This is a genomic window from Thiocapsa imhoffii (genome assembly GCF_016583985.1).
Lineage (GTDB): Bacteria > Pseudomonadota > Gammaproteobacteria > Chromatiales > Chromatiaceae > Thiocapsa > Thiocapsa imhoffii.
In genome coordinates this window covers 15547-28512 of the sequence record NZ_NRSD01000032.1, presented here as the reverse complement: position 1 = coordinate 28512, position 12966 = coordinate 15547, and the positions used below count along the sequence as shown (strand labels likewise).

At 56.5% G+C, this 12966-nt stretch carries 13 protein-coding genes; 9 read left to right on the top strand and 4 right to left on the bottom strand.

The window, feature by feature from the left end; all coding sequences use genetic code 11:
• Positions 1-241: transposase (locus CKO25_RS19080; RefSeq protein WP_200389547.1), on the top strand; the 241-nt coding region annotated here is incomplete at its 5' end.
• 325 nt (positions 242-566) lie between these two features.
• Here CKO25_RS19080 and tnpA read toward each other — a convergent pair.
• From tnpA to CKO25_RS19065, 3 genes are all read right to left on the bottom strand, one after another.
• Positions 567-998, bottom strand: coding sequence for an IS200/IS605 family transposase (tnpA, locus tag CKO25_RS19075; protein WP_200389546.1), 432 nt, complete (start codon positions 996-998; stop codon positions 567-569).
• A gap of 422 nt (positions 999-1420) precedes the next feature.
• Positions 1421-1849 carry a P-loop NTPase family protein gene (locus tag CKO25_RS19070; protein WP_200389545.1) on the bottom strand — a complete coding sequence of 143 codons (429 nt, stop codon included), beginning with the start codon at positions 1847-1849 and terminating at the stop codon, positions 1421-1423.
• Positions 1850-2065: 216 nt separating this feature from the next.
• Positions 2066-3943 (bottom strand): nuclease-related domain-containing DEAD/DEAH box helicase, encoded by a 1878-nt coding sequence (locus CKO25_RS19065; protein ID WP_200389544.1) that lies wholly within the window; start codon positions 3941-3943, stop codon positions 2066-2068.
• A 729-nt stretch (positions 3944-4672) separates the two neighbouring features.
• On the opposite strand from CKO25_RS19065, the gene CKO25_RS19060 reads away from it, so the two are divergent.
• The 4 genes from CKO25_RS19060 (at position 4673) to ssb (ending at position 7745) form a co-directional block, all read left to right on the top strand.
• Complete coding sequence (locus CKO25_RS19060) at positions 4673-6181, top strand: sigma-54 interaction domain-containing protein (protein ID WP_200389543.1); 1509 nt, start codon at positions 4673-4675, stop codon at positions 6179-6181.
• Between the two features lie 327 nt (positions 6182-6508).
• Entirely contained in the window at positions 6509-6814 is a 306-nt protein-coding gene (locus CKO25_RS19055; protein ID WP_200389542.1) for an AAA family ATPase, read from the top strand.
• A 37-nt stretch (positions 6815-6851) separates the two neighbouring features.
• Positions 6852-7247 (top strand): hypothetical protein, encoded by a 396-nt coding sequence (locus CKO25_RS19050; RefSeq protein ID WP_200389541.1) that lies wholly within the window; start codon positions 6852-6854, stop codon positions 7245-7247.
• A 57-nt stretch (positions 7248-7304) separates the two neighbouring features.
• On the top strand, positions 7305-7745 hold the full coding sequence (gene ssb / locus CKO25_RS19045) for a single-stranded DNA-binding protein (protein WP_200389540.1): 441 nt from the start codon (positions 7305-7307) through the stop codon (positions 7743-7745).
• A 116-nt stretch (positions 7746-7861) separates the two neighbouring features.
• On the opposite strand, the gene CKO25_RS19040 is transcribed toward ssb, so the two are convergent.
• Positions 7862-8329 carry an MOSC domain-containing protein gene (locus CKO25_RS19040; RefSeq protein WP_200389539.1) on the bottom strand — a complete coding sequence of 156 codons (468 nt, stop codon included), beginning with the start codon at positions 8327-8329 and terminating at the stop codon, positions 7862-7864.
• Positions 8330-8396: 67 nt separating this feature from the next.
• Here CKO25_RS19040 and CKO25_RS19035 point away from each other — a divergent pair, with 67 nt between their 5' ends.
• The 4 genes from CKO25_RS19035 (at position 8397) to CKO25_RS19020 (ending at position 12956) form a co-directional block, all read left to right on the top strand.
• The gene (locus CKO25_RS19035) at positions 8397-8879 is read left to right on the top strand and encodes a DUF4174 domain-containing protein (protein WP_200389538.1); all 483 of its coding nucleotides are present in this window, start codon (positions 8397-8399) and stop codon (positions 8877-8879) included.
• A gap of 288 nt (positions 8880-9167) precedes the next feature.
• Positions 9168-10820: a Cas10/Cmr2 second palm domain-containing protein gene (locus CKO25_RS19030; protein ID WP_200389537.1), complete on the top strand. Its 1653-nt coding sequence runs from the start codon at positions 9168-9170 to the stop codon at positions 10818-10820.
• A complete protein-coding gene (locus CKO25_RS19025; RefSeq protein WP_200389536.1) occupies positions 10817-11440 on the top strand; it encodes an RAMP superfamily CRISPR-associated protein in 624 nt (207 codons plus the stop codon). The genes CKO25_RS19030 and CKO25_RS19025 overlap by 4 nt, the downstream gene beginning before the upstream one ends.
• Positions 11433-12956 (top strand): hypothetical protein, encoded by a 1524-nt coding sequence (locus CKO25_RS19020; RefSeq protein ID WP_200389535.1) that lies wholly within the window; start codon positions 11433-11435, stop codon positions 12954-12956. Before CKO25_RS19025 ends, CKO25_RS19020 begins: the two co-directional genes overlap by 8 nt.
• Positions 12957-12966: the final 10 nt, after the last annotated feature.

The following is a 12966-nucleotide window of genomic DNA, read 5'->3' as shown; positions in this document are numbered from 1 at the left end:
ACAAGTCTCGAATCGCGGAATCAGGTGTTTCGATCGCTTTCTTGGGACGCTTAGAACTCATTTCGCTGAGATCACTAATTATTTTGTCAACCGTCAGACGAGCGGGTTTGTAGAAGGCCTCAACAATCAATTGAAAGTCCTCAAACGACGCTGTTACGGCATCACCAACCTCGCCCATCTGTATCAAAGAGTGTGCTTGGATCTCAACGGATACGCTCGCTTCGGCGTGGAGCCGTTATGAATCAATGCGTTAGAGTTTTCGTGTTCAGCGACTTTTCGTAGTTGATGTGTACGTCAAATCTAGCGTTAAATAATTGTTTTTAAATCCTTTTTACATTCCACTGAAATCCTGGAGAGCCTCTGAGTGCGCCGTTTTGATATATATATCAAGCACTTGCGGTATTTATGCTGGCTCTCCAGGATTTCAGTGGAATGTGAAATCTATTTAAAAACAATTAGTAACCATCCCCCGGCAAAGCCGGGGGCTTTGAATTCGTGAGCCGCTCAAAGCGGCAAGGGGTCGCTCACGCGGCCCCTCGGTTCTTGGGCCGCCTAAAGGCGGCAGATCAGCGCCACAGTCTGAGCTGATCCAGGTGCTGGTCCTCGCGCTCCTGGTGCTGGATGTATTCTCGGATCGTCGCTTCATCCCGCCCGACAGTCGAGACAAAGTATCCCCGGGCCCAAAAGTGCTGCCCCGCAAAGTTGCGCTGGCGCTCGCTGTAGACGCGCGCCAGATGGATCGCGCTGTTGCCCTTGATGAAGCCGATCACCTGGCTCACGGCATACTTCGGCGGAATCGACATGAGCATGTGAACATGATCCGACATCAGATGCCCCGCTTCGATCCGGCGTTCCTTTTGCCGGGCCAACCGGTGAAAGACTTCCCCGAGGTGCGCCCGCAGTTGGCCGTAGAGCACGCGGCGGCGATACTTCGGGATGAAAACAACATAATATTTGCACTCCCATTTGGAGTGACTTAGGCTCTCGAAATCGTCCATCGGGACTCTCCACAAGCGTGTGCTTGGCGGCTCACGCTGCGTGAGTGTCCCCGATGGACTCCCGGAAATGTCAAACTGCTACGGTCACCCCGGCAGAGCTGGGGGATTACCCGTTTTATTTAACTTGACACGACAAGGCTCGATACTGGGCTCGCGGCGCACGATTACCCAGGCGGGATTCCCACCCGCTAATTCACGCGGCCGTGCCAGGCCGCACTGTCCCCGTAATTCCCGGTGTAGCAGGTCTTCCATAGCGTTGCGCGGCCGCGTTCGTAATTTCGGCCACCGTGTCACGTGGCGCAGAGCGCCACGGGGCATGCGTGACATCGCGGAGCGGATGTCACGAGCGCCTTGGGTCTTCGGTGGCCGGTCTAATGAGCGAGCCCGCGTTGCGCCAGGGCCTTAATGTCTTCCACTCAAAATTACGCCAACGTCATATTCGCTTTGAAAAACTCCTCAAACTCATTATTCTCGCTTAGGTCGATTACTACAAGGTGCTCGACGGCGCGCGTCAATGTGGTGTAAGCCAACTCTGGATCATCGTTAGTCGTTAGTAGATAAAAAGCTACCTTGGACTCCAAGCCTTTAAAGCTATGCGTTGTCGAGAATTTTAACAGCCCGGAATTCATATAAAAATGACTCTTCTTACGCCTTCGAATTTTATCCACCTCCTCTGCCAATTCTTTTTCTAGAACGCCGACGCATTTTCGGCATAACGCCCGAACCCTCTCGATAGATTCTAGCCCGTCATCTTTGATTCGCATGCATGACGTGCATGGTTGTAGCTTCTTCAATGCGTCATTGATTCGTTGGCTTGGGAGCGCGGAGAGCTCCTCATAAGTTTCATACATGCAATGCACTTTCTCCATGCCACTATACATATCACTCAACATTCTGAGATCTGCGATCTTGGTTCCTAGAACTACAACGTCATTGGGATTTATGCTGTAAGACCGGATAAACCTGTTGATAAAGGCGAAAGCTCTATCTAACTGACTGAAGCCTGGAAGCCTGTAGTACTGTATTTCTCCGGAAGTGAAGACAAGCCCTAACTGAGACGGCTGAACCTATATTATTTCCGCATCAGAATACTTTTGAATCAAGAATTCGAGCTGAAAATCTTTGAATAGCTGATTTAGCGGAGAATTCTCTGCTGTACGATAATTTTTATTAAGCTTATTCCAACGTCCAAAACCTTGCGCAATAACGCTCGCCCTCCCCTCTTGTCGTCCGTAGATATTTTGAGCTTGATCGCCAAAAATCACCATCTCGGCGTCTTCGTCAACAAAGTTGTCTCTGATTATTTTTACCCATTCAGATTTATAGTCCTGCACCTCGTCTAATAAAATAGTTTTGTACCTAAATGTATTTTTATCGTGGAAGATATCAACGTCGTACAGACGCTCCAGAGTATAGCGTTTGACTAAGTCTGCCATATCGAGACCCACGTCATTCACCTGCGAATTAAAGAACTGATGATAGTTGGAGACATCAATCCGAGGGTTGTTGCGAGACCCCTCAATTTCACTGAGTTTGTCTCTGATTAAGTTCTTGAGAGTAATATTAAACGTCAGTATCAGCACGCGGCCATCGTGGCGCTTACAAGCGTTGCACGCGCGCGCGGCCAGAATCGTCGTCTTACCACATCCTGCTACACCTTTAACCTTTTCATAGCCTTGTCTGCTTTCAGCCATTTTTGATTGGCTTCTGTCTAGATCAGGCAGTATCCCTTGCTTCTTGACCTGCTCAGGCGGACGCAAGCGCCTAACAAAGTCATCGTAAACTCTATCGTCAAACAAAACGTGCGTCGAGTTTTGAGATATCTTTCTCGCCAATCGCCCAACTGACTCCCGCGTAAAAGACATTGCACGATCGCGCGTAATTTGTTGCCGTTTGGACGAAAAATACGAACGACTCTTCTCGTATTTTTCATATTCAGTCTTCGATTTACTTGACTGAGAGTAACTTGCGTTAAGGGCTTCAATTTCGTGCGCTGCCTCACACACAGCCTGATCGAATATGTTTTTCGATGCGCTGTCAGATGGGCCGTGAAAATAGACGAAGCACTGAACGATATTGAAGAAGTTCGGGTTTTGAATCTCTTGCAATCCTAAAACGGGCAAATGGAGGTCGTAAAGGTTCTTCTTATAAGTGAACGCCTGCGCCATCGGGGATTTGATAATTCTGGCATTGCCTTTATTATCATCAACATGCCAAATATTCTTCCCGTCGACCCGATAGAAGCGTAGATCCCAATCCTTCACCTCGATTACGAAAGCGCCGACGCCTTGCCGGAGAATGATTAGGTCAGGCCGATCTCCGTCCAGGAAAGGGTTAAAGTATATCTCGAAACCATCATCGAGATTTTCAGCAAGGTACTCTACGAGAAAGAGCTCTCCTGTAGTCGGGGGGACTCTCAGGCGCTTAATATTCTCTAGTGAAGGATAAACAGACGCCATGGAAAAACCTTCAAGGGGCGGGCGGTTAGTGACGACTTCAATTTCGCCTTTCTCGATGCTGGTGTACATCGAGTTAAAAATGTCGATCAGGCTGCACCACAGTGCCGGAACTACCGTGTAGATATCTTGGAGGGGTTGCTTTAAACGGCCTCTCCATGGAACGACCTCCGGCGGCTTTGTCTTCGCGCGGCTAAAACACTCCTCACGGTGTGGTTTGTCGAGCAGCATGGGCTGGACCTGCTTGAGCTTGCCCGCCACAGCGTGCAGGGTCCGAGTGCCACCGGACGCCTTCGGGATTTCCCGTACCGTGTAGAGCCGGCTGCGGTCGCCGTCGTAGAGCACGGCGGCAAGCCAGCGCAGCGGGATTCCAATGTATCGCGCGAGGTCGCGACGTGACGCAATCTTTGGCTGGCCACCAGCGATGACCAACTCGCCTTTGGTATCCCTGACCGCAGGAATCGCGACTGCTTCCGTGTTATCGCTCATCGGTTTTCGCCTGGCCATTAGCAGAAAGAGGGGGGGACCGTCCGGCGACATACTCGCTTTCGACGTTAGTCATGAAAAATGACTTCGACGACGAACATGAACGATGACGATCATGAAAAATGACACTTTGTGAGTGTCTAAATCCTCGGCAGGCTCGCATAAACCCATGCGGTTACAACATGGGCAGGCTATGTCCTACCGGACGGTCCCCGAAACTGGTTCGCGAGGCGGTTGGCACGACTCGCGAGACATCGATCAATAAGCTAATTCCGCGCCACTTCCGACAAAAGAAAGGTCGGCGGTCAGCAACCGGTCCGCATAGAGGTATACTTCCGCGAGCGTCCGTGGCGCACCTAATCCTTCTCACAGAAGGAAAAATTCGTTGTTAACAGTGATCGCTCCCGTAGGATTGTCGTCACTCACAGCTAGGGTATCAATAATTTCAGGCCTGAGCCCAAACAAAGCAGTCATACTCCTTCGACCCCTCACTGCTGGCACTGTCGTGCAGGGCAAGAGCCGCCGGATGTGCAGGTCACCATGGCGTTTTCCGGCGCAACAGAAGCGCCGACGCTCCAGCACTCCGTCAACCATGACCGCAGCAATGTTCTTGGCGGCGGCGGACCGAAGGCAGCGGCGAGTTCCGCGCAAACAACCCAACGATTTTTCTGATAACGTAAGAATTCTTGTTGCATCAACGTCGCTGGTAGAGCGATCGAACAGAAGCCGCCGATGAACATTCTTGTAAGCTGGGTTGGCCAGACAGACCTCGACGCGGCTGCTGGCGAGGTTAAGGCCGGCATCGGGCCGATTGGTCAGGCACTCACCAAGCGAGCGTACGATCTTGTCGTGCTGCTCAACAACTACCCGGAAGCTAAATGTTCACATTTCTTGCCGTGGGCAAAGACGCTCACTGAAGCCGAGATCCAACTGCATCGAGCACGGTTAACCAGCCCCACCGATTTTGGCGAGATCTACAAGGCGGCCACGAGCCAGGTCGCCGCCATCATGGAGGCGCATGGAGAAAACGCGCAGCTCACCTTTCACCTGAGTCCGGGTACCTCGGCGATGGCGGCGGTCTGGATCATCCTGGCCAAGACCCGCTTTGCGGCGGAACTGATCGAGTCGTCAATCGAACAGGGTGTGCGCACGGTTGCCATACCGTTCGACCTCTCCGCCGACTTCATCCCCGACTTGTTGAGACGCCCGGATGCAGAGTTGACGCGTCTCACCGCCGGTCTGCCACCTGCGGCACCGGCCTTTGGCGCCATCGTCCATCAGAGTCAGGTGATGCAGCGCGTGATCGCGCGCGCCCGGCGCGTCGCGCTGCGCTCGATTCCGGTGTTGATCGAAGGCGAATCGGGCACTGGCAAGGAGCTCCTGGCGCGCGCGATCCATCAGGCGAGTCCGCGCCGCGACCAACCCATCATCACGGTCAACTGCGGCGCCATCGCGCCGGAGCTCATCGAGTCCGAGTTGTTCGGACACGAGAAGGGCGCCTTTACGGGCGCGGCGAGCGCGCGGCAGGGTGTCTTCGAGGCCGCGCATCGTGGCACCTTGTTTCTGGACGAGGTCGGCGAGCTTCCAAAGTCCGCCCAGGTCCGTTTTCTGCGGGCGCTACAGGAGGGCGAGATCACGCGCGTTGGAGCCAACCAGGCGATTGGCGTCGATGTCCGGATCATCGCGGCCACCAACCGCAACCTGAGCCAAGAGGTCAGTGAAGGACGCTTCCGCGAAGACCTCTTCTACCGGCTTGCCGTTGCTGTGATCTTGCTGCCCCCATTGCGCGAGCGCGACGGAGACACGTCCCTGCTGCTGGATCGGTTGCTCGACCAGGTCAACCGCGAGTGCGCGACCGAGCCCGGCTTTGAGCCAAAGAAACTTTCGGTCAACGCACGAAAGGTGCTGCTCGACCACCCCTGGCCGGGGAACGTCCGGGAGCTGCTGAATACGCTGCGCCGTGCCGCCGTATGGACACCGGAATCTCTGATCGATGCCGACGATGCGCGCGACGCGCTGCTGCCAGGTCCAGGACAAGAGGTCCGAGAAGACCCGATCCTCTCCCGCGATGTGCGTCACGGGCTCGATCTCACAGGCGTGATTGAGCAGGTCGCTCGACACTACTTGGCGCAAGCGATGCAGGTCACCGGAAACAATAAGGCCCGTGCGGCGAAGCTGCTGGGCTTTGGCAACGCAACAACCTTGACGAACTGGCTTAAGCGCTACGGCGTCAGGGTCTGATGAGAGGGGTGTTTTGCGCTAGGCCGATATGCTCGCAAACGCCGCGGGCAGCGCACGCACGGGGCCGCACGTTATCGTTGGAAAGCAGAAGTTGTTTTGTCTTGTCCGGAATGTTTCAGCGTCATTGGTGGTATTGATACATTGGAGCACGCGATGTTTGGCGTCGTCGCGAGTATTGGCACGGACTTCGCTTATACCCGATCAGCGCATTGAGCCATCGACTCGCAAATCCCTTTCGTGGGGTATCGTTCGGTAGCTTCCATATCACCAAGCCGGTGACTTCGACGGAACAGGTTGGTTGCGCACCGTATTTCTCAGGAGTTCGACATGATCCTAAAGGCACTCACCCTTGAAAACTTCAAAGGCATCCGCGAACCGGTGCGTATCGAGCTCTCGCCCATCACCTTGCTGTTCGGTCCGAACAACGCCGGTAAGAGTACGGTGCTTCATGCTTTGATCTATGGTCGCGAACTCTTTGAGCGTGGCAATACCGACCCGCGCTATACCGAGATGGGAGGGGAAACCATCGATCTAGGTGGGTTCGACACCGCGCACTGCGGAAGCCTTTGCGAGGGCCGTGTCACCGCTGTTGAGACGCTGTCGGGAGGCCGTTTTCGTCGATCCCTGGTTTGACCCGACCAAGGTGCGCTTTACCGAACCCTTGCAGGCCATGCTCGGCGAGCTGTGGGGGCCGGAACGCTGCGTTGCTGTACCGTCAGCGCAATTGGTGATCGCGGAAAACAGCCGAAGCGCGAGCTGGCTGCTCGGAGAGTGCGAGAAAAGGTTGACGGTGATCCTGCCGCGCGGGCGGAGTCTGCTGGTCACGGTTCTGCGTCAGCGAACCGGTGGCGAGAAGATCCACAACCGTTACATCCTGACCCTGCTGGCGGGTCTGAGCTTTGGCACCGGACTCGACGTGGCCGATCCCGACGAGGCGGGTCAGTCGGATGACCTGTGCCGCTTATCCAGCGAGCAGCTACTGCATCGTTGGGGGCAATACGTTTCAGCTCGGGGTTCGTGCTTCGATATCGCAGCCGGTCCGTTGTTGATTTCGTCATCCCGCTGATCAGGGCGCTCACCATCAACCACAGCAGTCTGATCTCACGGCGTGAATGGAGGCAAGATGTCCAACCAAGGTATCAACAAGGTTTTCCTGATCGGGCACTTGGGTGCGGATCCGGAGATCCGTCACATGCCCAGCGGCGATGCCGTGGCGAATGTTCGTATCGCTACCAGCGAGACCTGGAAGGATAAACAAACCGGCGAGACCCGGGAGCGCACCGAGTGGCACAACGTCGTCTTCTTCGGCCGCCTCGCGGCTGTCGTTCAGGAGTACTTACACAAGGGTTCGAAGATCTATGTGGAGGGCAAGCTCCGTACCCGGAAATGGCAAGCCAAAGATGGCCAGGATCGCTACAGCACAGAGGTGGTGGTCGACATTAACGGCAACATGCAGATGCTCGATTCCCGCACGGCAAGCCATTCGCAGGACAACATCGGTCATCAACAGCAGCCTCGGCAAACTCCGGGAGAACCGAAGCTCGAAGACGATATCCCGTTTTAGACGGCTCGACCTAAACCGCGTCCAGAGCGAGATGCGAATTTTCGAGCGAGCTCGAACCGACGCCATTGGTGAAGCACTCGATTGGGCAGGTCAACAGTGAGCTTGCGCCGGGCCAGTTACGCCTCATCCAAACCGGCCACCACCGCGTCGCCGACCCGTAGCAGTCCGCCCTGGATGACACGCGCGCAGAGTCCACCGTGGCCGCGCATGGCGTTGTACCCGCCTGGCCCTAGAACCTCCTCCATGCGTGAGCATGGATGTGCGAAGCTGGTGCCCTCCAAGACGACTGTCCCGATCTGAAAACGCTGTCCCTTCAATGCGATCAGATTGATTCCAGACACCAAGAGGTTGCGACGCAAGATGGCCGGCGCCATCTGCGAAACACCAGCGAGTGTCGCAATCACCGGTAGATGCTCGGCTTGTAGCAACGTGATGCCGCGATTGCCCGAGCGCCCGGCATAGTGATCACCCTCAAGACCCGCACCGGTGAGGGCTTGCGCGGCGTCGACCCCCACCAAGGCAGCACGCTTGCCGGGCCGCAATCCAATCCAGTCCAGTCGACCGGGACGTGGAAAGGTTTGCATGAGCGAAGCAAGGGTTCTCGGTTGAGGAAAGGTTGTTGTGGAGAAGCTCATGGTTTCGATGACACCGATGTGGATCACATTGAAGCTGCGCCCGGTCCTGATGAATCTGCTCACCCTGGTCCTCGGGCTTAGTGCGGTCAGCGCCCTATCCGTGGCCGCATCCGCGCCACAGGATCAGCACCCGGATCAGACGCTCACGGAACTCGCCGCGCTGCGGTGGGATTATCGGGTCATCTTAGTCGATGCACGGATCCCGGATGCGATCGCGCGTCTCGAAGCGGCGCAAGCCGCCATCGACGAGCGCGACATCCTCTGGTTCGCCCTCGAGGAGGGACGGATCTCGACCAACTACCCGGGAGCACTCGCCCCCAGCCTCAGGGCGGAACTGGAAGCGAAGGTCTTCAGTCGATCCGATGAAGCCGTGTTCCTGATCGGCAAGGACGGAGGCCTGAAAGCCACCGCAACCCACCTTGACCTGCCCGCGCTCTTTGAACGCATCGATGCAATGCCGATGCGCCGCCGAGAGATGGAGGCCGCGACGGCTGACTAGTTTCAGCCTGATCGGTTGTTCCGATCATCATCTGTTGCTGCGCCAAGACGAACCGTCATGGCATCCTGCCAGCACTCCCATGCAAACACAGCACAAATTGATGAACATCCGTTACATCAAAGTTCACACTGTGTTAAAAACCGGACTTTCACCAGCGTTAAATCTCTACACAAGTTCGTTCTGAACAGCTATGTCACGGACGCGCAATGAGTTAGAGAATTGATTCAACTGGAGTTGCCTCATCGCGGGGTAAGGCATGACGAAGATCCAGAAACAAGGAGATGGGGGATGACGTGTTTTTCCTGTTTGTTCGAAGCCAAGTCCATTCAGGACTATATCCTTCGATCGGGGCGGTTGCGCCACATCGTTGGGGCCTCCGAACTGATCGATTCGTTGACACGTGATGTGCTTGATGGGGTGCTGAGAGCACTTGACCTAGCATCCAACGAGGCAGAGCGGCAAATTCGTTTCTCACGCCGTGCCGGTGGCGCGGTTTATCTGTTCACGAACGAGCGCGAGATCCACAACACTTTTCGTGATCTCTGGACGCTGACGGTGCGTCAATATGCTCCGGGCCTGCCGTTCGTCGTCGCCACCGGCGAAGGGGCAACCGATTATGCCGCGTATGAACTCGCTAGAGAGCGACTACTGGCGGCTCGAAACCGTCAGGCGGCGGCCATGCCGGCCGGAACACCCGTGACACGCTATGCGCCACGAACCGGTCTACCAGCGAGCAGCAAGGATAAACTCGGCTTCCAGGATGAAGCAACGGCACGCTTCGGGCGCGACCAGTTCTGGAAGCGCGAACACGACGGCCTGATCCAAAGGTTCGCGACGCACTCTCATCTCGATGACTGGCCACGTGATTTGAACTACTCACCCAACGAGTCCGAGCCCTTCTTCCCATTCCTCGACGACAACCGTTATCTCGGCCTACTGCACGCCGATGGTAATGGTCTGGGACAACTGCTGATGAATCTCGGCAAGGAGGTCGAGGGGCGTCCGGACGACTTTGCAATCCTGTTCCGGGATGTCTCCGAGGCAATTCAGAGAGCCACTGAAACAGCCGCTCAGCAGGCGACGAAAAAGGTGCTGGAGCCGCACCGTAAGCCATTGGACAACAATCGAAAAAGTCCCTATCCGGCGCGCCCGATCGTGCTGGGCGGTGACGATCTGACTATGTTGATACGCGCCGATCTGGCGCTACCGTTTGCCCAAGCGTTCCTCGAGGATTTCGAACACGCCAGTCGCGAGCAGCTTCACGAGCTACGTAGCAAACATGCGGATGTCAAGGCACTACCGGAGGCACTCACCGCTGGAGCTGGTATCGCCTTCATCAAGTCCAATCATCCCTTTTACATGGCACACGAATTGACCGAGGGGCTGGCGAAGTTCGCCAAGGATTGCGCAAAAAGTGTGCGGGACCATCGTCAGGAGCGTATCTCGCCAACGCTAGCTTTCTATCGGGTCACGACAGCCAGCCATGGAGACTATCGCGAAGTCCGCGAGCAGGAACTGACATTCGGATCGGATCAGGATCGCATCCTCACTAGCCTCGGCGCCTATAGCATCGACGCCCAGCCTAAGGGAATGCCGGCCCTCAACGATCTCCGGGCACTAGCGCGTCTGTTTGCACGGGAATCGGTTGCACGCGGTCCAGCACGTCAGATCCTGACACTGATCGGTCAAGATCTTGACGAGGCACGCCGGCGTTATCGCCGTTGGCATGAGGTCATGAATGAGCGCGACTCCGAGACTCTCAAAGAAATCGAGACGCTGCTCAACAGGCTCTGTGGTGAACTTCATCCAGACCTGCCCGTTTCACTCAAGAATACGGATGAAGAGTTGAAAGTGACCCCGCTCGCCGATCTGCTGACCCTGTTAGCGATCGGACAGGCAGAGGCTGACCAGGCCACATCGAGCATGGAGGACGCGTCATGAACAGTGCGACATTGATCGTGGAGATTCAGTCCTTTTGGCACCCTGGAACCGGGCGCGGCAGCGGCTTCTATCTGGATGCGATGACCCATGCAGGATCCGATGGTCTGCCACGTCTACCTGGACGCACGCTCAAGGGGTTGTTGCGCGACGCACTCTGGCGCGCCGAACAGTGGCAATGGCCGCAGGTTCCTCAGGGGGCGACCTGGACACTGTTTGGTTCACGCGATCAGCATGGTGACGGCGAGACCAGCGACGTCAATCTATCCGAGCCGGGAGCCTTACGTGTTGGCGACGCCTGTTTGCCGACGGAGGTCGCAGATTATCTCTCTAGGACCACGGACGGACGAGCACTGATCCAGGGACTCTATCGCGAGCACTTCAGCACGGCGATCGAACCGGGAACCGGCGTGGCCAAAGCGCGGAGTCTGCGTGGTATTCAGGTCATCGTTCCGCTGACATTGGAAGCGCGTATCAGCGAGGTGCCTGGGCTACAGGCGAAGGCGGGATGGCGCGAAACCCTGAAAGCGGTTTTGCCGCTGATCACCGCCGTGGGCGCGCATCGCACACGCGGCTTTGGGCGGGCGCGACTGAGTTGGAAGGAGGCTGGACCCCATGCGTGAACTGGTGCTGAAACTCAGACTCCTGGAAGATGTGATCGTCAATGAGGGTCCAGCCAACGAAGGCGGACACGCGGGACTGGATTATCTGCCCGGATTTCTGCTGCTCGGTGCGGCAGCAGCCCGCCTCTACGCAGAGCTATCGCGCCCGGAGGCCTGGCGCTTGTTTCACTCCGGGCAGGTGCGATTTGGCGACGCCCTGCCTCTGGCCAACGATCAACCCACCTGGCCGATCCCACTATGCTGGCATGAGCGCAAGGGAACCCCAGCGGTCAGAGAGCAGACGATCGACGCCACGCGCGTCCGCAATCTGCAGTTTGGTCCCTTCGAAGACAATGCACAGCCCAAGCAGCTTCGCGCCGGCTATGTGCGAGCCGACGGCCATCATCTAAGCGTTGAAAAGTCTTTTCGCATGAAGACCGCCATCGATCCTAAGACCGGACGTGTGGCGGAAGCACAGCTGTTCGGCTACGAGAGCATCCGCGCTGGCCAATGCTTCGTCGCGCGGGTGCGTGCAGCGAATGATCTTGACGATGCGCTGTGGAATCGCCTAGTCCAAGTGCTGACCGATCAGGAAGAATTATTGCTTGGGCGCTCACGTTCGGCGGAGTATGGACGCGTGGCGGTCGAACGCCTGGATCAGACGCCGAGTGAGCTGGAACTTGCTCCTAAGGAAAGGGTGAAGGGCCTTACTGTGACCCTATGGTGCCTTTCGGATGTCGCTCTCGTTGACCATTGGGGTCAACCCACTCTGACACCAACTCTCGAAGCCCTTGGGCTCGAGCGAGGTGAGATCGCCTGGGAGCAGACGTTTCTGCGCTTTCGGCGCTACGCCCTGTGGAACCGTTACCGCAACGGCTACGATGTAGAGCGGCAGGTCATCCAACATGGCAGCGTGATCGGACTCAGGCTGCCATCGCCGTTGACCGATGATGAATACGCACGTCTGACTGCAGGTGTCGGGCTGTATCGTGAAGCCGGTTTGGGCTGGGTCAGCGTCGATCCGGAACTACTAACCACGCTAGAACCTATATTCAACTCACGTCTAGTCGTTCCCGACACCCAGCCCCCTGACCGTCCCGATCATCCCCTAATTGCCTGGCTCGAAGAAGCGGCACAGGGTGGCAACGAACGGCGGCGGTCCGAGACTCAGGTTCAGATGTTGCGTAAGGAACTCGAACGTCGTTACGACCTCGCGCGCCGTTATGCCGGTGTGCCAGAGCATCTGCCAATTGGCCCCTCCCCCGCACAATGGGGAACCCTCTATGAGGCCGCACGCAGAGACGATAGCCAGGATCTTGGCGGTCTCAAGACGCGCTTATTCGATGGCAACAATGCTCTCTGTAAGCCGTCGGGAGAGAACTGGCAGGATCAATTCCGCGATGCGCAAGGGGTGCGTTCGTTCTTCGAGTGGTTCAGATCAGAGGCTGAGACCATGCTGAGTATCCAAATCATGCGTCTGTTTCTACGGGAGGCGCAACGGGTTTCCAGTCGCAACCACGGTCGGTCCGAGCCATAGGAGCCACGCC